Annotated in this window: 15 protein-coding genes; 6 read left to right on the forward strand and 9 right to left on the reverse strand. The window is 50.9% G+C overall.

Translation table 11 applies throughout. The features are described from left to right. Positions 1-152 precede the first annotated feature (152 nt). From nrdD to N3Z11_RS16650, 8 genes are all read right to left on the reverse strand, one after another. Positions 153-2069, reverse strand: coding sequence for an anaerobic ribonucleoside-triphosphate reductase (gene nrdD / locus N3Z11_RS16615; protein WP_260658320.1), 1917 nt, complete (start codon positions 2067-2069; stop codon positions 153-155). Beyond that, on the reverse strand, positions 2057-2668 hold the full coding sequence (nrdG, locus tag N3Z11_RS16620) for an anaerobic ribonucleoside-triphosphate reductase activating protein (RefSeq protein WP_260658321.1): 612 nt from the start codon (positions 2666-2668) through the stop codon (positions 2057-2059). Before nrdG ends, nrdD begins: the two co-directional genes overlap by 13 nt. A 545-nt stretch (positions 2669-3213) precedes the next feature. Next, positions 3214-4443, reverse strand: a complete 1230-nt coding sequence (locus N3Z11_RS16625) for an alginate export family protein (RefSeq protein WP_260658322.1) — start codon at positions 4441-4443, stop codon at positions 3214-3216. 260 nt (positions 4444-4703) lie between these two features. Further along, a complete protein-coding gene (locus N3Z11_RS16630; protein ID WP_260658323.1) occupies positions 4704-5480 on the reverse strand; it encodes a peptidylprolyl isomerase in 777 nt (258 codons plus the stop codon). Between the two features lie 129 nt (positions 5481-5609). Continuing rightward, a complete protein-coding gene (narI, locus tag N3Z11_RS16635; protein WP_260658324.1) occupies positions 5610-6314 on the reverse strand; it encodes a respiratory nitrate reductase subunit gamma in 705 nt (234 codons plus the stop codon). A gap of 1 nt (position 6315) precedes the next feature. Then, positions 6316-7179: a nitrate reductase molybdenum cofactor assembly chaperone gene (gene narJ / locus N3Z11_RS16640; RefSeq protein WP_260658325.1), complete on the reverse strand. Its 864-nt coding sequence runs from the start codon at positions 7177-7179 to the stop codon at positions 6316-6318. A gap of 3 nt (positions 7180-7182) precedes the next feature. Beyond that, complete coding sequence (narH, locus tag N3Z11_RS16645; protein ID WP_313771367.1) at positions 7183-8718, reverse strand: nitrate reductase subunit beta; 1536 nt, start codon at positions 8716-8718, stop codon at positions 7183-7185. Between the two features lie 10 nt (positions 8719-8728). Beyond that, entirely contained in the window at positions 8729-12460 is a 3732-nt protein-coding gene (locus N3Z11_RS16650; protein ID WP_260658327.1) for a nitrate reductase subunit alpha, read from the reverse strand. Positions 12461-12788: 328 nt separating this feature from the next. On the opposite strand from N3Z11_RS16650, the gene N3Z11_RS16655 reads away from it, so the two are divergent. From N3Z11_RS16655 to N3Z11_RS16670, 4 genes are all read left to right on the forward strand, one after another. Continuing rightward, positions 12789-14591, forward strand: a complete 1803-nt coding sequence (locus tag N3Z11_RS16655; RefSeq protein ID WP_260658328.1) for an ATP-binding protein — start codon at positions 12789-12791, stop codon at positions 14589-14591. 45 nt (positions 14592-14636) lie between these two features. Then, a complete protein-coding gene (locus N3Z11_RS16660; protein ID WP_260658329.1) occupies positions 14637-16595 on the forward strand; it encodes a methyl-accepting chemotaxis protein in 1959 nt (652 codons plus the stop codon). A gap of 166 nt (positions 16596-16761) precedes the next feature. After that, on the forward strand, positions 16762-18195 hold the full coding sequence (locus tag N3Z11_RS16665; protein WP_260658330.1) for a DUF1996 domain-containing protein: 1434 nt from the start codon (positions 16762-16764) through the stop codon (positions 18193-18195). Positions 18196-18420: 225 nt separating this feature from the next. Then, positions 18421-18663: a hypothetical protein gene (locus N3Z11_RS16670; protein ID WP_260658331.1), complete on the forward strand. Its 243-nt coding sequence runs from the start codon at positions 18421-18423 to the stop codon at positions 18661-18663. A 181-nt stretch (positions 18664-18844) separates the two neighbouring features. On the opposite strand, the gene N3Z11_RS16675 is transcribed toward N3Z11_RS16670, so the two are convergent. Next, positions 18845-20053, reverse strand: a complete 1209-nt coding sequence (locus N3Z11_RS16675; RefSeq protein ID WP_260658332.1) for a hypothetical protein — start codon at positions 20051-20053, stop codon at positions 18845-18847. Positions 20054-20287: 234 nt separating this feature from the next. On the opposite strand from N3Z11_RS16675, the gene N3Z11_RS16680 reads away from it, so the two are divergent. Both N3Z11_RS16680 and N3Z11_RS16685 read left to right on the forward strand, forming a co-directional pair. Then, a complete protein-coding gene (locus N3Z11_RS16680) occupies positions 20288-21013 on the forward strand; it encodes a phosphatase PAP2 family protein (protein ID WP_260658333.1) in 726 nt (241 codons plus the stop codon). After that, the gene (locus N3Z11_RS16685; protein ID WP_260658334.1) at positions 21006-22661 is read left to right on the forward strand and encodes a phosphoethanolamine transferase; all 1656 of its coding nucleotides are present in this window, start codon (positions 21006-21008) and stop codon (positions 22659-22661) included. The genes N3Z11_RS16680 and N3Z11_RS16685 overlap by 8 nt, the downstream gene beginning before the upstream one ends. The last annotated feature ends 18 nt before the right edge of the window (positions 22662-22679 follow it).

Raw genomic sequence — 22679 nt, forward strand, 5'->3', positions numbered from 1 at the left:
TTCAACAATAGCAGCAGCTCGCATTAACCACAACGCAGGCTGGCGTCAGTGTAACAACAGCAAGATAAGCGCAGTTTGCACAGAAGGGGGAGTTGCACTCCCCCTTTGTGGGTAGCCAGAGCGGTTAAATAGTTGCCGTTCAGTCGTTGCGGTTAAGCCGTAGCGGTTTGAGGTTGTTGGCGCTGGGCTTTATGTAATTGAGGGCTGGATGATTGACCGCTTGTTGACTGATCGCTTGCAGGCATAGAGCTTTGCGACTCTGCCTGCAATCTGGCCGGGCTTTGATGATAATGGCGCAGCTCGTGCTCCTGGCGGCGGCCTTTGCTAAAAGCCGATACCCGTTTTAAATAACCAATAACGCGGGTGCCGTAGTCAATATTGGTGCTGCCACAACAGGAGCAGGCCACCAGGGTGCGTTTGTCGATGGCTTCGCAGCTGTTACAAATGGTGATTTTGACGTTGACACAAAAATAATTACAGCCGGTGCTGGCGGCAATATTTAAAAGTTTCAGATATGCGTCCTGACTGAGCTTTTCCTCCAGATTTAAATGCAAAGCTGAGCCACCGTCGAGGTAATCCAACAGGGCGCGGCCATGCAGCTGGAATTTGTCTAAAGCGTTACAGCTGTCGTCTTCTACCACATAAAAATACGAGTTATAACAGTCTCTTGGCACAAAATAACCGTCAGCTTTGTCCCACTTGGCGTTTTTAATCCCCAGATTTTCCGCCGGTACAAATTCGGTATTAAACAAATAACCGTATTTGGCTTTGGCCGTTTTATTGGCGTCATAAATGGTTTTGAGTTTTTGCTGCACAAAAGCAACATATGCCGGGTTGTTGCTGGCGGTCAGGCCCTGCGACTCGGCCGCTTCCACCATGCCGTTAATGCCAATGGTTAAAAACTGTTTGTCCAGGCTGATAAAACCGGCGTCGTACACTGTTAATAAACCGGCGGCTTGGTACTCTTCCATTAATTTGCGGTAAGCCACCTGATATTGCTGAATTTTTTCAACTTCTAAGGCTAAGTCGCGGCCATCCTGCACCAGCCGGTTCATATTGATGGTAATCACATTAATAGAGCCGGTGGCCACGCCGCCTGCGCCCAACGAATAAGAAAAGGTGTTGTCGCTGATTTCACTGCGTAACCGGCAACAAGAGGCCAGTGAGTCGGCACTGTCAGACAAATACACAAAAAACGAACTGCCGTCGGCCAGCTGCTGCGCCATTTTTTCGGCAAATGTTTTGTCTTTACAATAACTTTGCGCCGGGTTTTGCGTTTTTTCTGTCAGCATGGCTACTGTGACTACCGGGAAAGTTAAAATGGTTTTTTCCCTTTCCTGATTAAACCAGCTTAAGAAAAAGTCCTGTAACGCCGACACCGACTGCCACTCTGGCTTCACAAAATCCGGGAACACAAAATTGCCAAACATAGAGTCAAAATAAAACTGGTCATACACCGAGATATTCCAAAACACACTTTGATAACCACGGGCGGCGGCCGGTTGATTCAGCGCATACACCACATGCTGCAGGTGGTTTTCAATTTGTTTTTTGTGGGTTATCAGATAGTTATCGCCGTAGTCTTTACGGGCAAAATAGTCAAAATAAGTTAAAAACTCGACTGTGGCCACAGCGCCGGCAAACTGGCTGCTGACGGCAAACACAAAATTGACAAAACAACCACAGAACGACTCTAAATGTTGTGGCGCTTTGGATTCACCACCCAGCTTGGTCAGGCCGTCCCGCAAAAAAGGGTACATGGTCACCGACACACAATAAGGTTTTAAGCTGGTTTCATCGTGCACATAAATTTCGTGGGCTTCAATTTGCCGCACATATTCTGCCGCCAGATCGGCACCAAAAAGCTGTGCAATTTTTTGACTGACCTGAGCGCGATTCACCTGAATAAAATAATCTTTCATCAGCTCAGCTTCTAAAGTGGCAATGTTCTTTTGCGTGACATTGGCGTTGGCGTCCATTTTGGAGCCGTCGGCGGCATTGGTGGCGTGCAGGTAGTGCTGAATAAAATCGAGTTTTTGTTGTACCTGGTGGCTCATCAGTCGTTGCATGATAAAAGTCCTTGTTGTGTTGTTTTTAGGTTTACTGCTGCGGTTTCTGCTGTTATGGATGGTTCTGTTGCTGCCTGGTCTGTGTATATGGTTTTTACTGGCACTCTGTTGGCTCTTGCTGCATTTCCTGTTTTTCCTGTGCTGTCCTGTTGAAACTTCCAGCTTTGTTCCTGCAGCAGATTTAAATCGTAAAAACGCTGATTGCTGCCGGGTGTGCCCAAAGGGCCCAGCTCAGCCTGCCAGCGGCCGGTTTTGATGTAATCCAGCAGCGGCAACAAACCAGGCGGTGGAATTTCAAGACCTGTGTATAAACAGGTTTTTAAGCCCTGCTTTTTGCAAAGTTGCAGCAGTTGCTGCAGCAGTTTGGGTTGCCACTCGCCGCCTAAAAACAGTACACAGCTAATCAGGCCGCGGTATTGATTAAGTTTTTCCAGCAGCAGCGCCGGGCTCAGTGGCAGGCCGGCAGTGGCAGGCCAGCTTTGGGCGCTATGGCAACCTTTACAGCCCAGAGGGCAACCACTGATGGTAAAAGCCAGGCTGGTTTCGCCCGGTACTTCCTGCCACACCACTTGCTCTGCGTAATAATATAAATCCGGCATAACCCTGTATCTTGTGTTTGTTGTTTATTGTTGGCACTAGATATGGTGTTAGCTTAGGCGTTGCCATCTTGCAGACTTTGATCTGGATCAATGTTTTTCCGTGGTTAAAAAGCGCATCCCGCTGCAGGCGGCATGGTTGCTGTGGTTGTTACCCCAACAGAGGTAAGGGTCAAAGTAGGGTGTTTTAGGGGAAGCTTGAATGAAAAAAAACGCCATCCGGAACCCTCTGGATGGCGCTGCAAAAAACCGACGTGGAGGTCGGGCCGAGAAGAAACTTACAGGTTGTAGCTGGCCATCAGTCAAACCGTTAGGTTGCGATCCCGAAGTTGATCCGGCCTCTCGCAGAGCTCAAGGCGCAACCGCGGCAGCACGCCAAACTGTTGGCGTGCCGAGATCCCTTCGTATATCCGGCCTCTCGCAGAGCTCGAGGCGCAACCTCGGCAGCACGCCAAACTGTTGGCGTGCTGAGATCCCGCTGTTGCCCATCCGGAACCCTCTGGATGGCGCTGCAAAAAACCGACGTGGAGGTCGGGCCGAGAAGAAACTTACAGGTTAAAACTTGCCATCAGCCAGACTTTGCTGGTGTCTGTGGCATAACTGTCGGCATTGTATTGCGCCAGTTTCAGCAGCAGGTTCAGCTGAGGTGTCGGATCCCAGCTTAAACTGGCGTTGAGTTCAGAACCCAGCTTGTTGCTGCCGGCGTCGCTGTCATATTGATGCCAGCTGACGGCAACTTTGCTGCTTTTCACCGGCAGGCTGATTTCCAGTGCGTTGTCGCGCACACCCTGATTGGGCGTGGTCAGGAATAAATCGGCAAAACCTTCAAAAGCATGCAGGGTGGCAAAAGGTGTTTGAAAAGCGGTTGTGCCATCGCCTGCCAGCCGTTCCTGCCACACTTTGCCGGTGAAAGTACCGAAGTTATAACTCAGATCAATGCGGTGGTAATGGTGGTCAAAATCAACAGGTGCCTGATGGGCGTCTTGTTGACTGGCCAGGGCCAGCTGCCATTTGAATTTGGGCAATGTTGCCAGATTGCCGCTGTAGTCCACCCCCTGGGTGCTGCTGTCGCGCGCTTGCAGGGTGTCAAAGTCTAAGTCATACACAAAGGCGCTCAGCTGCTGCGCTGGTAACAATTGCCAGTTCAGCGTGGCCAGGTTAAAGCGGCCGTGCAAGTCGGCTGCGCTGCCTTTAGGGCCAAACACTCTGTTGGCATTGTGCAAAGTGGCCAGGTCCAGCTGCCAGTTGCCCGCCATTTTTTGGCTATAACGTACACCATCAAAAGTCTGTTCATTTTGCCGCCAGCCAACACTGCCGATAAACCTTTGATTATTCAAATTAATACGCTGACGGCCCAGGGTGAATTGGGCATCCTGATAGGGGCTGATAATCAGCGCCGCCTGATTAATATCAGTGCCGGTTGGGTCGGCCACCACCGAATATTGGCCATGGCCGTTAACGGTGCTGTTGTATCTTTCACCGCCAATGCTGCTGACATTGTCTATTTCCAGCAAAGCTTTGCTGTGAAGCCAGCTGCCGGTATTGAGCGTCAGGCGGCTTCTTAAGGTAGATGCTGTGGCGTTTTTAATAGCTTTGTCTTCATCGACATTTTCCAGCCGGTAGCGGAACTGGGCGCTGACAGTGCTTTGTTTTAGCGCATCAGCGGCGGAGCTGTTGGTGACAGAGCTGGCGGCGTAAGCAGAGGGGAGGCTGAGGGCTGCAACAGTGGCGGCGATCAGAGAAACAGGGGTGAGTAACGCGAGTGTGGCTTTTTTCATAATTTCCTTCATCGAGGCGGTTAAAAAGCATGGAAATTATAAGGTCTTTATGTAAAAACATGAATAAAATGAAATGGTTACTATCTATTGGGTAGCAAGGTGTTAGCGGAGGTATCTGCGTGGCGCCAAAGGGGTAGTGGTTTTATTTCACCGATAAAAAAACCGCCAACTGTGGCCAGAAGGCGGTGAGTTTTATTGCTGCGTTCCTGTTGCTGAGTCAGTGTTGCCACAATACGCTGTGATGGCCAGACGCTGGGCTGCTATTGCATCAGCGGTGAGCCGCTTAATGCAAAGTCGTAACCTTCAATCTGCGCTTGCCCAATCAGGTTCTGAATATAATGGGCTATGGCTTTGCGTCTTACTTTTTCGTTCAGATAATCGCGGATCCTCTGTTCAACGGCATCAAAAGGCAACACATCTCCTTCAATCCGGCGCAGTACATCCACCACATGCAAACCAAAACGGCTTTCTACCGGATAGGGGATCAAACCAGGTGTGGCTTTAAATACCTGACGTTCAAACTCCGGCACTGTCTGGCCTTTGCTGATTTGGCCCAATAAACCGCCATTGTCTTTACTGCTGCACACCGAATAATTGGCAGCCAGTTTGGCAAAATCACCGGCCTGATTCAGCTCCAGCAGAATGGCTTCGGCCAGTTGTTTGGCTTTGGCACGTTCAGCATCATTGTCGGGCGCGGCCGGTAATAACATATGCCGCACTTCAATCAAAGGTGAGGTGACAAACCGCTGTGGGTTTTGCTGGTAATAATGCAAACATTCAGCGCCGCTGGCGGTTGGAATCGCAACTTCCCGCTCAATCAGCAAGTCCAGTACCAGATCCTGTGAGGCCGGACTATGGTCTTGCAGCTGTTGTGCATCAGCCAAACCAAGCGCCATAGCACGTTGTTTTAAAAGTTCGGCAATAATCAGGCTTTCGGCGGCCTTGAGCATAGCGGCCCTTTTATCCGGCGCCGGATGGTATTGCATTTCCGCCATAATGGCCGGTTCCGCAATTGTTGTTTCATTAACAATAATCATCATTTTCTCCGAAAAAACCGCTTTGGCTGCAATCTGAGTTTCCATCGTGAAAAACAGCAGTTGCCAAAGCGGGGCAGAACAGCACAACAACTCCGGGCTTTTTCAGCAAAAACCCGGAGCATTCAAGATTTAACGGACAAAACGCTGGCGGACAATCTGGTGCTGGCGACGGAAATATTGCACCGGCACGCTCAGCATATGCACCAGGCGGCTAAACGGGAACAGCACAAAAATGGTCATGCCTAAAAACACATGGGCTTTAAAAATCCAGTGCACACCGGAAATCGCTTCCACTGCAGCTGCACTTTGGAACGTCATAGTGCTTTGTGCCCAGGTCATCAGCTTTAACATTTCGGCGCCGTCTAAATGCCCCATTGAGACAAAAATCGACAACAAACCCAAAATCAGCTGTGCGTACAGCAGCAATAAAATGGCAATGTCCATGGTGCTGGAATTGGCGCGAACCCTTGGGTTATTCAGCCTTCTGATAATTAAAATGGTCAGACCGTAAAAACAAATCAGACCAAAAAAACCACCCACACCCATAGCAATCAGCTGTTTCATTTCAACTGTGATACCCAGCAGATGCCACACCGCTTTTGGCATCAGCAAACCGGCAAAATGGCCAAAAAAGATGGCAATAACGCCGATATGAAAGGCAATACTGCCTTTTCGCAGCTGTTTTTTCTCCATGATCTGGCTGGAGCTGGTTTTCCAGGTGTATTGCTCGCGGTCGTAGCGGATCCAGCTGCCGATAAACATAATGGCCATGGCAATATAGGGGTAAATGCCAAAGGCAAAACTATCAAAAATTGAAGGGGTAAAGGCGGTCATATCATACTCCTTTTGCTGCAGCGCTTTGAGCCGCAGCTTTTTGGTTGGCCGCAGCATGGGCAAAAATCTCAGCGGCCAGTGCATCTTTATCTACAACATGGGCAGGGTGTGCTAATGCAGCTGCGTCTGTGGCGAGCCTGTCAGCAGCAACCCTGTCGGTAGCCAGCAATTCAGTATTGAGCGGTACAAACTGATCCTTACGTTGTTGCTCACTCGGGCGTGACACACTGCTGCTACAAGCGCCGTTTTGCTGTTCATTGCCAAGGAAGGTCACCATTTCTTCTTCCCACACTTTGTCGAGCGCTTTGGGCGTGTGATCCGGCTCTTCGCTGGCAATTTGCGCCTGAATATCCGACAAATCGATATCGGTATCCGATAGCTCCAAGAGTGCAAACAACACAGCTGCATAGTTGCTTTGGCGTTTTTGCAAACGTGCTGTCAGAAGTGCCAGCACCGGCGCTACTTCCTGCAAACCATAACGGGCATTGTCATCACCCTGGGTGGATAAAAACTCTAAATACAGCGGCAGATAATCCGGCAGCTCTTTTTGGCCTATATCCAAACCGGCTTCGCGGTATTGGTTTTGCAGATTGACCATGGCCTGGCCGCGGTCGCGTGACTCGCCGTGCACATGTTCAAACAACAATAAAGACAAAGAGCGGCCACGTTCAAACAGGCCGTCATAATCGGCCTGCCAGTCCATTAAATCGCCATCCAGGCGCTCTGTGACAAAGTCACAGAGCGCCTGTTCAGTATTGGCCGACAGGCCGGCGCTGTTTACCAGCGCCAGCAAGTCGTCTTTGCTGTCATGCAAAAGTTCGGTTGGGTAATCCAGTAATAAAGATAAAACCTGTAAAATTTTCATCGTTTAATCCTTCAGCTCTACCGGAATCACCTGACGTACGCCTTTGGCTTTGGTGCCAAACAGGCTGACGTCGTTATTGCCATCACCACAGCCATTGCCAAAGCTAAAACCGCAGCTGCTTTTTAAGTCATAAGCGTTTTCGGCATAAGCACGGTGACTGGTTGGAATAACAAACCTGTCTTCATAGTTGGCCAGCGCCATATAACGGTACATTTCTTCCACCTGCAGTGCGGTCAGGCCGACAGTTTTTAGTACCGCCAAATCTTCTACACCATCTACCTGCTGTGAGCGTTTAAATGCGCGCATCGCAATCATGCGCTCTAAAGCCCGCACCACAGGTTTTTCATCACCGGCGGTCAGCATATTGGCCAGATAACGCAGCGGAATCCGCAGCGATTTTAAATCCGGAATTTCGCCGTTCATGCCTACATGGCCGGCCTGCACTGCACTTTGAATAGGGGACAGTGGCGGCACATACCAAACCATCGGCAGGGTGCGATACTCCGGGTGCAGTGGCAGCGCCACTTTCCATTCCATCGCCATCATATAAACAGGGCTTTGCTGGGCCGCGTTGATCCAGTTATCCGGGATGCCTTCAGCGCGGGCTGCGGCTATCACTTTTGGATCTTTTGGATCTAAGAAGATATCCAGCTGGGCCTGATATAAATCCTGCTCGTTGGCAACGCTGGCAGCGGCCGAAATTTTGTCGGCGTCGTACAACAGCACGCCTAAATAACGGATACGGCCAACACAGGTTTCAGAGCAGACAGTCGGCTGACCGGCTTCAATGCGCGGGAAGCAGAAAGTACATTTTTCTGATTTACCGGTTTTCCAGTTGTAATAGATTTTTTTGTAGGGGCAGGCCGATACACACATGCGCCAGCCACGACATTTGTCCTGGTCAATCAGCACTATGCCGTCTTCTTCACGTTTGTAGATGGCGCCACTTGGGCAAGCCGCCACACAAGCCGGATTCAGACAGTGCTCACACAGCCGTGGCAGATACATCATGAAAGTTTTTTCAAACTGACCGTAGATGTCTTTTTGCACTACTTCATTGAAGTTCTGATCTTTTTTGCGTTTGGCAAACTCGGTACCGAGAATTTCTTCCCAGTTCGGGCCCCATTCAATTTTTTCCATGCGCTGACCGCTGATCAGTGAGCGCGGTCTTGCCACCGGCTGATGCTGACTGTCTTTGGCGGTATGCAGATGCTGATAGTCAAAATCAAAAGGTTCGTAGTAGTCGTCAATTTCCGGTAAATCCGGGTTGGCGAAAATATTCGCCAACACCCGGCGTTTGCCGCCAATTTTTAACTCCAGCTCACCTTTGGCGTTTTTCACCCAGCCGCCGTTCCATTTTTGCTGGTTTTCCCATTCTTTCGGAAAACCAATGCCAGGCTTGGTTTCAACGTTGTTAAACCAGGCGTATTCCACACCTTCGCGTGAGGTCCAGACGTTTTTACAGGTAATGGAGCAGGTATGACAGCCTATGCACTTGTCGAGATTTAATACCATGCCTATTTGTGCGCGTACTTTCATCATGCTACTCCTATTGGGTGTCCAGCCAGTCGACTTTGTTCATCTTACGGACGATGACAAACTCATCGCGGTTACACCCCACAGTGCCGTAATAGTTAAAGCCATAAGATTGCTGGGCATAACCGCCGATCATATGGGTGGGTTTCATCACAGCGCGGGTCACAGAGTTGTGAATACCACCGCGGGTACCGGTCTGTTCACTGCCTGGTACGTTCACTATGCGCTCCTGAGCGTGGTACATCATGCTCATGCCTTCCGGCACTCGCTGTGACACCACGGCACGGGCTGCAATGGCACCGTTGACGTTAAAAATTTCAATCCAGTCGTTGTCTTCAATGCCTGCCGCTTTGGCGTCAATTTCACTGATCCAGACGATGGGGCCGCCGCGTGACAGGGTCAGCATCAGCAGGTTGTCGGAATAGGTACTGTGAATGCCCCATTTTTGGTGTGGGGTGATCCAGTTCAGCACTATTTCGGTGTTGCCATTGGGCTTTTTATTCAGCACTGGCGCGACAGTTTTTAAGTTGATAGGCGGTTTGTACGCACATTGTTGTTCGCCAAAGTCGCGCATCCACTCGTGATCCTGATAAAACTGCTGACGGCCAGTGATGGTGCGCCATGGAATTAACTCATGCACGTTGGTATAACCGGCGTTGTAAGACACATGCTCGTCTTCCAGACCTGACCAGGTCGGAGATGAAATAATCTTGCGTGGCTGGGCCACAATGTCGCGCCAGCGGATTTTTTCATCTTCTTTATTCAGCGCCAGATGGCGGTGATCGCGGCCGGTGATTTTGCCTAGGGCAGCCCAGGCTTTCACGGCCACCTGACCATTGGTTTCTGGTGCCAGCGTTAAAATCACTTCACAGGCGTCGATGGCCGACTCAATTTTGGCCAGGCCCTTATTGGCGCCTTCAGCGGTGTGAGTACGGTTCAGCTCTTTAAGGAAATGCACTTCATTTTTGGTATCCCAGCCGATGCCTTTACCGCCGTTACCGGTTTTTTCCAGCAATGGACCTACTGAGGTAAAGCGCTGATAAGTATTTGGATAATCACGTTCCACCACATTTAAATGCGGCATAGTGACACCGGGCACAGGCGCACATTCACCTTTCCACCAGGCTTTCACACCATAAGGCTGGGCCAATTCGGCCGGCGTGTCGTGGTGCATTGGCGTGGTGACTACGTCGGTTTCCACCCCTAAGTGACCGACACAAACGCGGGAGAATTCTTTGGCAATGCCTTTAAAAATTTCCCAGTCGCTGCGTGCTTCCCACACAGGGTCAATAGCGGCGGATAACGGATGAATAAATGGATGCATATCCGACGTATTCATATCGTCTTTTTCATACCAGGTAGCGGTTGGCAGCACTATGTCGGAATACAGACAAGTGGTGGACATCCGAAAATCCAGTGTTACCCATAAATCCACTTTGCCTTCAGCCGGGCTGTCGGTCCACTGCACGTCTTCTGGTTTTTTACCGCCAAAACCGCCTAAGTCTTTGCCGAGCAAACCATGTTTGGTGCCGAGCAAATGCCGCAGCATATATTCATGGCCTTTACCGGAAGAGCCCAGTAAGTTCGAGCGCCAGACAAACATATTGCGTGGGAAGTTTTGCGGATTTTCCGGCTCTTCACAGGCAAATTTTATGTTGTGACTGCTAAGTTCTCCCAGCAGGTAATCTTTAATCTCCATACCAGCGGCTTTGGCTTTACCGGCAATATGCAGCGGGTTCACGCCAAGCTGAGGTGCGGAAGGTAACCAGCCCATGCGCTCGGCGCGGGCGTTAAAGTCGATAATAGAACCAGTCCATTTTTCTTTATTGGCCAGTGGTGACACCACTTCGGCCATATCCAGTTTTTCGTAACGCCACTGGCTGGAATGGTTGTAGAAGAACGAAGTACCATTCATATGACGGGGTGGTTTTTGCCAGTCGGTGGCAAATGCCAGCGGTGCCCAACCGGTTTGTGGCCGCAGTTTTTCCTGACCGACATAATGCGCCCAGCCACCACCACTCTGACCGATACAACCACACATCATCAGCATGTTAATCAGGCCGCGGTAGTTCATATCCATGTGATACCAATGGTTCAGCGCAGCACCCACTATCACCATAGAACGGCCACGGGTTTTATCGGCGTTGCGGCCAAATTCAGTGGCAATGCGAATTACATCTTCTGGTTTGACGCCGGTGATGGCTTCTTGCCAGGCCGGGGTATAAGGCACGTTGTCGTTGTAACTCTGGGCACGGTTAGCATCGTTAATGCCGTTATCCACACCATAATGCGCCAACGTTAAGTCAAATACGGTGGCGACCAGCGCTTCAGTACCGTCAGCGAGCTGTACTTTTTTCGCCGGCACTTTACGCAGCTGAATATCATCATGCGCTGTGTGCTGGAAGTATTTGTATTCGTGTGGTGCACCGCCAAAATACGGGAAGGCAACGTCGACTAAACCGTCATGGTTGTCTTTGAGGCTCAGTGCCAGTTCAATGTCACCGTCTTTGTCTTTTTGTTCTAAGTTCCATTTACCAATCTGGTCGGTATTCTGACCCCAGCGATAACCAATGGCACCGTTCGGGCTGGTCAGTTTGCCGGTTTTGTTGTTTAAAGCGATGGTTTTCCAATCCGGGTTATTGTTTTCACCCAGATTGTCGACCAGATCGGCAGCGCGCAGGAAACGGCCCTGACCCAGTTTGCCGTCGTTTTCTTCCAGAATAACCAGCATCGGCATATCGGTATAACGGCGCACATAGTCGGTAAAGTAGGCGCTTGGGTTATTCACATGGAATTCTTTTAAAATCACATGCCCAAATGCCATGGCAAGGGCGGCGTCTGTGCCCTGACGGGGGGCCAGCCAGGTGTCACCAAACTTCGATGCTTCGGAATAATCTGAAGTAATAACACAGGTTTTGGTGCCTTTATATCGTACTTCGGTTAAGAAGTGGGCGTCCGGCGTGCGGGTTTGTGGCACGTTGGAACCCCAAACGATAATGTAGTTAGAGTTGTACCAGTCGGCCGACTCCGGCACGTCGGTTTGTTCGCCCCACACCTGCGGTGATGACGGCGGTAAGTCACAGTACCAGTCGTAGAAACTTAAACAGTTACCACCGATTAACGACAAATAACGGGCACCGGCGGCGTAAGACACCATCGACATGGCCGGAATAGGCGAAAAGCCGGTGACACGGTCCGGGCCATAAGTTTTGGCTGTATGCACGTTGGCTGCGGCAATCAGCTCGTTGACTTCATCCCAGCTGGCGCGGACAAAACCACCTAAACCACGGCGTTCTTTGTAACTTTTTGCTTTAACCGGGTCGTTGATAATAGATTGCCAGGCGAGCACCGGATCTTTATGAATGGCTTTGGCTTCACGCCATAATTTCATCAGGCTCTGGCGGACTTTTGGATATTTCAGCCGGTTCGCGCTATAGATATACCAGGAATAACTGGCGCCCCTGGGGCAACCGCGGGGTTCGTGGTTAGGTAAGTCGGGTCTGGTGCGCGGATAGTCGGTTTGCTGGGTTTCCCAGGTCACCAGACCATCTTTGACATAAATTTTCCAGCTACAAGAACCGGTACAGTTCACCCCGTGGGTGGAACGTACAATCTTGTCGTGTTGCCAGCGTTGCCGGTAACCCTGTTCCCAGGTTCTGTCTTCATTGGTGGTAATGCCATGTCCGTCGGAGAATGGCGTTTTGCGGGTTTTAAAAAACCGCAATTTGTCGAGAAGATGACTCATCGGTTTACTCCTGGCGCTGGTTGCTGCTCTTGCATGCACAACAACCTTGTCTGCTTAACTTCTGAACACTATAAGAATGTTGGGCGAATGATGATTGATCTGGCACAAGCTTGCTATGGCATGAAAATGGGTAAAATGGCGCCGGGCTACCCCCAAAGAGGTAGAGTGAATTTTTACTAAGTTATTGAATAAAAATGTAAACTTCGCTGTCGGTCAGAAGGTTCATTCGCTGACTTGAGGCTGGCGGGGTAAAAGGGGTAGCTCACTTGCGCAGCTTGTCCCCGGTTAAAAAAGCATATGCTGTGCCTGTCTTCATTTGGGTGTAATGATGAAAAAATTTTCAATTGTGACGCGTATCGGCGTTGCTCTATCCTGCATCGTGGCCATGGCGCTCAGTACCATGTTGATTTCCTACTGGTTATCGGAAAAAGCCGACAGTGATGCGCTGGCCATTAACGTGGCCGGTTCGCTTCGGATGCAAACCTATAAAGTGGCACTTCTGAGCCAGCAACAAAAACCGGTTCAGCTGGCTGAAGCGCAGCAGAAGCTGCTGGACAGCTGGCAGCATCCGGTGTTTTACCGGATGAAACATGAAAAACGCGCACTCAGTGAAGCTTTTCGTGAGGCCCGCCGTAACTGGCTGGAACTGAGCCCAAAAATAACCAGTGGCAGTATGAGCGCCGACGAGTTAAGCAGTGCTTTGGCCAGCCATGTTGCCATGCTGGAACAATTGGTCGGCAGCATACAGCAGGACGCTGAGCAAAAAGTGCGGGCGCTGCGGCTGGTGCAGGTGGTGGCGCTGTTTTTAACCGTAATTTTGGCCATGGTGGTGATGTATTGGCTTAAGTCCAGAGTCGAGCAGCCGCTGTCGGAGCTGACGCGTGCGGCGCGGCGCATCGGCCAGGGCGATTTTACCTCCCGTATTGCCGCCGAGCAGCCGGACGAGCTCGGGGTGCTGGCCGGTACCCTCAATAAAATGAGCGACGCTATTGCTTATATGTACGGCAATCTGGAAAAACGGGTGGATGAACAAACCGCAGCGCTGCAACAAAGTAATACCAAACTGCAGTTTTTATATGAGATGGCGCGCAGTTTTAATCAGCAGGTGCCGGACCGGCAGCAGTTAAATGTGCTGGTTGACCGGCTGCAGCAGGTGACACAAATCCGCGACATTGAACTTTGTTTAATTACTGAGCAGGGCAGTCAGCCTTATCTGCAGCTGCAACCAGCAGATGCTGAGCAAGAAGCTTGCGGCCGCACCAGTTGCCATGAATGTATTGAAGCGCCCAGTCATGGCATGCGCCGGGACGATCAGCTGTTGTACCGTTATCAGCTTAGAAGAGACCATCAGCAATATGGTGTGCTTATCGCCCGCACCAGCATAGATAAAAAATTGGCAGAGTGGCAGCAGCAATTATTAAGCACAGTGGCCGATCAGCTGGCGGTGGCGATGAGCTTAAAATCTGAGGCCGAGCAAGCGAGAAGGCTGGCATTAATGCAGGAGCGCACTGTGATTGCCCGCGAGCTGCACGATTCGCTTGCACAGGCGCTTTCATATTTAAAAATTCAGGTGAGCCGGCTCAATAAAGCCATTCAGATGGACGACAAAGCCAGTATGCAGGATGTGTCGGCCGAGCTGAAACATGGCCTGGATGCCGCTTACCGTCAATTGCGGGAATTATTGACCACTTTCAGATTAAAAGTGGATGGCGGTGGTTTGCAGCAAGCGCTGCAGCTCACCGCAACCCAGTTATCCGAACAATCCGGCATCAGGTTTTTGCTGGATTATCAGCTGACCAACACGCCATTACAGCCACAGGAAGAAATTCATTTGCTGCAAATAGTGCGTGAAGCCAGCCAGAATGCGGTGCATCACAGTCAGGGCTCTGAAGTGCGGATCCGGCTGGCACAACAGCAGGGCAAAGCCATTGATTTAGCTATTGAAGATAATGGTGTAGGCATAGCGCAAAATGCTGAAAAGCTGAACCATTATGGCCTGGCCATTATGCAGGAACGTAGTAAACAGCTGGGCGGAGAAATTCAGATCCGCCGCCGCGAACAGGGCGGTACCGGGGTGTATTTCAGCTTTACCCCTGAATATCTGCAGCAGCAAGCTGCAGAGGTTGAATAGTAGATCCGACGGCCGCATTAGCGCGGCTTTCACAAGGAGAGTTTAATGCAAGCGATGATCCGCAACTGGCCAATGCAATATAAGCTGCTGTTATTGTTGGCTTTGCCCCTGGTATTTTTATTTTGGTTTGTCACCCAACATATGTTGGCGCAATATCAGGCACTGCAGGTGGCAGCCGAGGTAGAACAAAGGGTGCAACAAACCCTGGTGGTGGGCGCGCTGGTCAATAGCCTGCAAACCGAACGTGGCAGCAGCGGCGTGTTTTTGGGCAGCAAAGGCAGCAAATTTGCCGACAAAATGCAAAAAGCCCGCAGTGACAGTGACCGCAGCCTCAGCGCCTTTTTGCAGTTAAAAGATGAGCGTTTGCAGCAGACACAACAACAATTAGCGGCGCTGACGCCACTTCGGCAAGAGGTGGATAAACAGCAGATTAAAAACACTGAGTCTGCTGCCCGTTATACCCAGTTGATCAGCCAGTTACTGGCGCTCAGTCATCAGGCTGAGCAGCAGCTGTCACATTTTGAGATGGCGCGTCAGCTGGCGGTGATGAATCAGCTGATGGAAATGATAGAGCGCGCCGGACGCGAGCGGGCGCTGCTTGGGCTGGTGTTTAATCAGCAGCAGCTCGATAGCGACTTATTAACCCGGGTCAGTACCAACCTGGGCGCTTTTATCGCCTTTCAGGAAAATGTGTTAAGGCAAAGTGGTGCCGCTCAGCAGAACATTAAAACTGCGCTGGCCGATGCTGACAGTGCCGAGTTTAAAAGCCTGCAGCAACTGGTGTTTCAAACGCCCATCAACAGCAAACTTGAGGTGGACAGTGGCCGCTGGTTTGACTTAGCTACCCAGCGTATCGACAAGCTGGTGGTGCTGCAAAATCAGTTATTAAGCCAAACCGCCAAAGCGGCCGCTGAAGTGTATCAGCAAAGCCAAAGCGCTTTGTGGTGGGCTTTATTGTCAAATCTGCTGGTGTTGCTGTTTGTGTTGTGGCTGGCTTTTGCTGTGATTAAAAATATTAAAAATGCCGTGGCCAGAATTGATGATGCCATGGCAAAACTGGCTGCCCGCGATTTAACAGCGCGGGTGCAATACCAGAGCCATGACGAATTTGGTCATATTGCCAAAGGCATTAATCAGGTGGCCGATGAGCTGCATCAGGTGCTGCAGCAAATTGATTCGGCCGTACATCAGGTGGCTGCTGCTGCCGAGCAGGCTTCAGCTGTGACAGTGCAAACCAGCAAAGGGGTATTACAGCAACAACAGGATACTGAACTTGCCGCCACCGCCATGCATGAAATGAGCGCGACAGTGCGGGATGTTGCCAGCAGCACCGCAGAAGCGGCAGGGGAAGCCAGTGCAGTACATCAGCATGCGGAAAAAGGCCTGACAGAATTACATCAAACCATTGATTTAATTGGTAAGCTTTCCAATCAGGTGCAAAACACCAATGACACTATTTTGCAGGTTAAAAGCCACAGCCAGTCGATTAATACAGTGCTGGAGGTGATCCGGGGGATTGCAGAGCAAACCAATTTACTGGCACTGAATGCGGCTATTGAAGCGGCCAGAGCCGGTGAGCAGGGCCGCGGTTTTGCTGTGGTGGCTGATGAAGTACGGCATTTGGCGCAGCGCACCCAGCAATCCACTGTTGATATCCGCAGCATGATTGAAACCCTGCAACAAAGCACAGAGCAGGCGTCGACTGATATGCAGCTGAGTTTGCAGCAGGCCGGTCAGGGCGCAGAGAACATTCATGCCACCGGCCATTTATTGGAGGCAGTGCTCGAAGGCATAGTGGCTATTAACGATAAAACTACCCAGATAGCCTCGGCGGCAGAAGAACAAAGTACAGTGGCTGAAGAAATTAACCAGAATATTATCCGCATCAGCGATGTGTCGGTGCAAACCAGCGCCGGCGCTGAACAAACTGCAGCTACAGCCCGTGAGCTGGCGCGCCTGGCCGGTTCACTGCAGGATATGGTGGCACGTTTCAGGCTGGCCTGAAGCCTGGCTTTTCAAAAAGCCCCCCTCAAAGCACAATAAAAGCGCCGGCCATATGCCGGCGCTTTGGCATTTACCACAGATTTCCACCCGCCTTACACTTCTTTACATCGAGAAAACTAGAATCCGGTGAGCGGCTTATTTAAGTCAACAATGGAAGCTAATGGCGATGAAACTACTAAAAATTTGTTGTGTATTCACGGTATCCGGTGTTTTAACTGCTTGTGGTGGTTCTGAAAGTGCTGACAGCACCGCCGTGCCACAGCAACCTGTGGCCAGCACACCGCAGGCGCCAACATTGAGTAAACAACCTGAAAGTGTGACACAGACGCCCTATGCGACTGTCGAGTTTTCAGCACCCGCAGCGCAAAGTTATCGCTGCCAGCTGAATGATGAACCTGTTGTTGCCTGTACTAGCCCACATCAGCTGTATCCGCTAAGTGTCAAACAACATCAATTGCAGGTCTGGACTGTGGGAGCAGACGGTAACGAAAGCGCGCCGGCGGCCATTCGCTGGACTGTGGAAAGTGCTTTTCCAGCCAGCGCTGCAGGTCGTGCCCATCCGGATTTAATCGCCACTTCGGTACAACCGGCGCCAAGCCGTGACAACAGCTGGCGCGGTATTTTCCGGATCAACTGTGATCTGTCGCACAGCGGTTATGTTGATCCGATTGTATTTCCGGGCAAGGCCAACGCTGCCCATCTGCATAATTTTTATGGCAATTTTTTATTGGATGAACAAAGTACTGAGGCCTCATTATTTACTGCCGGCGAATCCAGCTGTCAGGGCAATAGCCTGAATCGTTCGGCGTATTGGGTGCCGGCGCTGTTAGCTCCTTCTTATGATGCGATCACAGGACAGCGGTTATTAGATGCTCAGGGCGCGCCTGCCTGGAAGGTGGTACCGGCAGTGGTCGGCAACGATGATGAAGCGCATGAAGTGTTTTATTATTCTGCCGGTGTTGACGATTTGTCAGCTATTCAACCGATCCCGCTCGGGCTGAAAATGATCGCTGGTAGTCATATGGGTAAGCCCGGCCAGGAGCAAGATACGTCCATTGTCCGATGGCATTGCCAGTCCTGGGAATCCAGTGATGGTCAAAATCCGCGCTGGAGTACCAGTATTCCGCAGTGTGTGGCGCCCGACCGGCTGCGGATGGATATCTTTTTTCCTAGTTGCTGGAATGGCTTGGATTTAGATTCCGCCGATCATAAAAGTCATCTGGCTTATCCGGTGAAATCAAGTGGAACGGGCGGGATGGTATGCCCGGGCACACACCCGGTGCCAATTATCAGGGTGAGCTTTCACTATGCTTTTGGCGTAAAACCCGATGTATATGATCCGAATACAAAATCAAGTGCCGGCTGGCGGTTTGCTTCGGATATGTATGACGTAACAGCGACAACTCCGGGTGGCATGTCACTGCACGGCGACTGGTTTAATGCCTGGCATCCCGAAGTACTGCAAAAAATTCTCGATGTGTGTATTCGCCAGCAGCTGGATTGTCATGATGGCAACTTAGGCAACGGTTATCGGCTGACCGGCACCCGCAAAGGTGTGCAAAATTCAGTGGAGATCGTGAACAAAGGGTTGGGTTATTAACGACAGTTGGATATGTCAATCTTTGCCCTTGCGTGCAAACTGCGGCGCGCAAGGGTAAAGTGACAACACGTGATGCGGCCATGTGCAGAGTCACCGGGCCGTCAGGCGCAAGCGGCTACCTCTTTTTGGGCATTGGCATCAGCTTGGTTATCGCTGACACTGAATGAATAATAACCACAGGCATTGTGTTGTTATTCACAAAGCCGATTTTTGCGGAGTGTATTGATGCCGTACTCCAATCAACAAAACAACAAGTCGCCACAAAGCGCTGTTGTTTACCAGACTGAACTGCAGCAACAAAGGTTACGTCGTTTGGCCGCTGAGCTGGATGCCATTACTGATCCCGCGTTAAAACTGCAGTTTATTGAGCAGCGCCTGCTCGATAACCTGCAGCAGCTCAAACGCCAGCTGGCTATATTGCAGCAAGAACTGCCAACAACTACAGATAACACAAAACCCGGCTGCTAAGGCCGGGTTTTGTGGTTTTAAGTGACTGCAGGCGGCACAGCTTCGTTAGCAGATAGCGCAGTGCCTTTGCCGATGCTATTTGGCCTCGGGATTGACGCCTGTCCGCGCATGTTCGCGCCATGTCGGCGGCAACTAAACCCCTGCCAAACCAAAGTCTTGCCCCTTTATAAATTGCAGCTTTTTATTTAAATGCCTGCAAAAACGCCGGTTGTACCACCCAGATGTGCTTGGCTCCTGCCGTGTTGCCGGCTTTTTTGTCAGACTTCATGGTGGTCAGTGTCAGGCCAAGCAAACCACTGTCGCTGACTGTTGCGTTACACAACCGGTGCCCATCCACGGCAATAGCGCTTAACTGCCGCTGATTCAGGCTATAAAGCCGGCTGCGACAAGGCTGGTTGTTGTCAGTGAGCAAAAACAAACTTTGTCTGTCGGTCGATGTCAGGGCGGTAAATTCTAACGGGCCACCAAGGCCATAACTCCAGTTCAGCCATTGCTGCTGCGCTGTGCCAAGGGTGCTGATATTGGTTTGTAATAACAGGGTTTGTAATAACAGGGTTTGGCTGCGCTGATGGCGAATTTGCTGTAACACCAACACCAACTGGTCGTGATAAAGCGCACCGCCCATGGCCCGGATTTGCGCCGTTGCAAGCCCTTTGGGCAAAGGCAACAAAGTGCGCTGGCAGTTCGGCAGATCAATCAACCACAGATCGCCCGGCTCCTGGGCATAACTGGCCTGATACAACAGGGTTTTGCCAGGTTGTAGCCAGTGATTGTTGCTGTGTTCAACCACTTCCGGGCGCCAGTCGGCAAAACATTGTTGAACTTGCAGTTCTGCGTCGGTCAGGGAAGGTGGTTCATCCAGCGTCCACTCGCCAATATTGGGGTTTTTCAGCCGTTTTTGGGCGGTTAAATACGTCAGCTCTGTGGCTTCATCATCACCATTACCTATCACCAATAAGATGTTGTTGTGCTGCCACTGAAGACGCAGCGCAGGGGCACCATAATAGGCAAATTTGTTGGTGGTGCTGGCATCAATCAGTTTCTGTGGACTGTCGCTTGCGGTAAAAGACCAGGCATAAAGTTCACTGAGCCAGATATCGCCAAGCTCACTTTGTTGTTTGCTGTTGCGGTTGGTGCTAAAAGCCAAAGTCTGGTTGTCGGGCGAAAATGCCAATAAGCCAACAGCATCGGCACTTTGGTACCGCGTCGCCAGCACTGGTGGCACTATCATGCTGGCAACAGGCTCAGCTTCAGGCAGGGCAGTGGTTAAAACTTCAGTGGCCAAAACTTCAGTGGTGAAAAGACTGGTAGCTAAAGCGGCGCCCTGCGTGGCAACTGACGCCAATCCACAGCCAATAGCGGCAATTTGCCAGCCAAAACAAAATTTCATCAGGAACATCCTTGTGTTACTTAGTCCGCGGTTTTGCGGCGCCGCGACTATAGCCAATCTGCCTGACTTTTCGCAACCGCAGCTCTGGTGCGTGCTGCTGGTAGTTGCCGATGCATCTGTAGCTTCCTGGCACAGGGCTTTTTTGAAGCTGCGGATAATAAATTTCCGGCTTAAGTTAATTTTAAGTATCGCTGATTAGGCTGTAGTGATGTTTAAAACGCTGGTTGTCAGCCAATGTTACAGAATCACTTGAAGCAGCTACTGCATTATCTGTTGGTGCCAACGGCTGTTTTTATGCTGGGTTTTAGCCTGTTTTATGCAGCCGGCTTTGATTTTGTGCTGGCCTCAGCCTTGTTTGAGCTTGAAGGTGGGCAGTGGCGTTTGACCAATCACTGGCTGTTGAGCGATGTGCTGCATAACGGCGGTCGCTTCTTGAATAATCTGCTGGTGGTGGCTTTATTGTTGAGCTGGTTTTATCAGCAGTTTCTGGCAAAGCACAAAAGTGAACGCCGCCAGGCGCTTGGTAAGTTAGTGCTCAGCCTGCTGTTGAGTTTTGCCCTTGTTGCTGTCATCAAACGTTTGTTGCCGGCCGAGTGTCCCTGGGATTTACAACAATTTGGCGGCCATCAGCCTTTTATCGGTATTTTTGCCGGGCGCCCGGATTGGATGCCATCCACCCAATGTTTTCCGGCAGGCCATGCCAGTGTGGGTTATGCATGGGTTGCCTTGTATTTTTATTTTTTACCTCTTTGCGCCCGTAAAGCCTGTTTGGGCCTGACGCTGGGTTTGCTGCTTGGCATCTTGTTTGGGAGTGCGCAGCAGCTGCGCGGTGCCCATTTTTTCTCTCATGATCTCACTACTTTGTGGTTGTGTTGGTGTGTCAGCACTCTGGTGTATCTGGGTTACCCCAAGGCCAGAGTTTCACTGATGCCCGCAGTGCAGGAGCAATATGATGTTTAGTTATTTGCGTCGTTACACACCTGTGTTGCTCTCGCCCGATTTACAGCGGCCGGCGAAAAGCTGGCATCCGCTGCTGTTTATGCTGGTGGCAGCGCTTGGCATGACATTGATGTTCAACGCGCCTTTTTATGCGGCGTTACAAACGCAGATCCCGGGCCAGCCTGGCCTGCAAATCTGTTTGTTATTGCTGGTATTTTTGCTGAATTTGTTGCTGCTGTTTATTTTTGCCCACGGCACTTTACTCAAACCTGTGGTGTTGCTTTTGTTTTTCGCGGCTAGCCTGAGCCTGTATTTTAACCAGAGCTTTGGTGTGCTGATTGACAGAGATATGCTGCAAAACGCGCTGGAAACCGATCCGGCAGAAGCGCGCGCTCTGCTAAGTGGTGCGCTATTGCTGCACCTGCTGCAGTGGATGTTATTTCCGCTGCTATTGGTGTTGATGGTCAGGGTGCAGCGCCTGGCCGGGCGCAGTTATGCTCAGCATCTCCTGGCAGCGCTGCTGCTGCTGGTGTTGGTGTTGTCTGCCCTTGGCACAAGCCGTTATGCAGAATTTGCATCCTTTTTCCGTAATTTCAGAAGTGTAAAACATCTGGCATTGCCGGTTAGCCCTGTAGTTGCCGGCCTTTCCTTGCTCAGTAAATCGGTGAAAGCCCAGACGCAGCCACCCTTTCAGCTGCTGGCCGGTGACGCCCGGCGAAGCGAAAGCTCAGGCCAACCCAAACTGCTGGTACTGGTGCTGGGCGAAACTGCCAGAGCAGATCATTTTCAGCTTAATGGTTATTCACGCCCGACCAATCCGTTATTAAGTCAGTTGCCGGTCGTGAGTTTTAGCCAGGTGAGTTCTTGCGGCACTGCGACAGCCCATTCTGTGCCTTGTATGTTTTCGGCCCTTAATAGAGACAACTATGACGAGGCCATCGCCAAAAACAGCAGTAATGTGCTGGATATACTGCAAGCAACTGGCGTGGATACCAGCTGGCTGGATAACAATTCCGGCTGTAAAGGGGTGTGCGACCGGCTGCCTTCTGAGTTTTTATTTCAGCAGTCTGATAAGCGCTGCAGCCATGGCCAATGTCTGGACGATGTGTTGCTGGATGGTCTGGCACGTGCGTTAAAGCGCCAAAGCAATGGCGACCGCATTATTGTATTGCACCAGCTGGGCAGTCATGGCCCTGAATATTACAAGCGCAGTGCCGGCCAGGACAAAAAGTTTCAGCCCGAATGTCAGGATAAACAAATTCAGTTGTGTGAACGCGGCGAAGTGGTAAATGCCTATGACAACAGCATTGTCGCTACCGACCGTTTGCTGGCCAAGGTGATAGCACAGCTGCAACAGCAGCAGCACTACAACGCCGCGATGTTGTATCTGTCGGATCACGGAGAGTCGCTGGGCGAGAACGGCGTTTATCTGCACGGTTTGCCTTATTTTATGGCGCCACAAGCACAAACCCGGGTGCCCATGCTGTGGTGGATGAGCGCTGATTATGCAACAGCGGCCAAATTAGATGCCGGTTGTCTGGCGGCTGCAAAAAGCAGCCCGTTCAGTCACGATCACTTGTTTCACAGTCTGTTGGGGGCTTTTTCGGTGCAGACCAGCCTTTATCAGCCTGCACTTGACCTGTTTTCCGGTTGCCGGGCGGCTGGCTGAAGCAGCACTGTTTGCAAT

This window comes from Rheinheimera sp. 4Y26 (assembly GCF_025245835.1).
GTDB lineage: Bacteria > Pseudomonadota > Gammaproteobacteria > Enterobacterales > Alteromonadaceae > Pararheinheimera.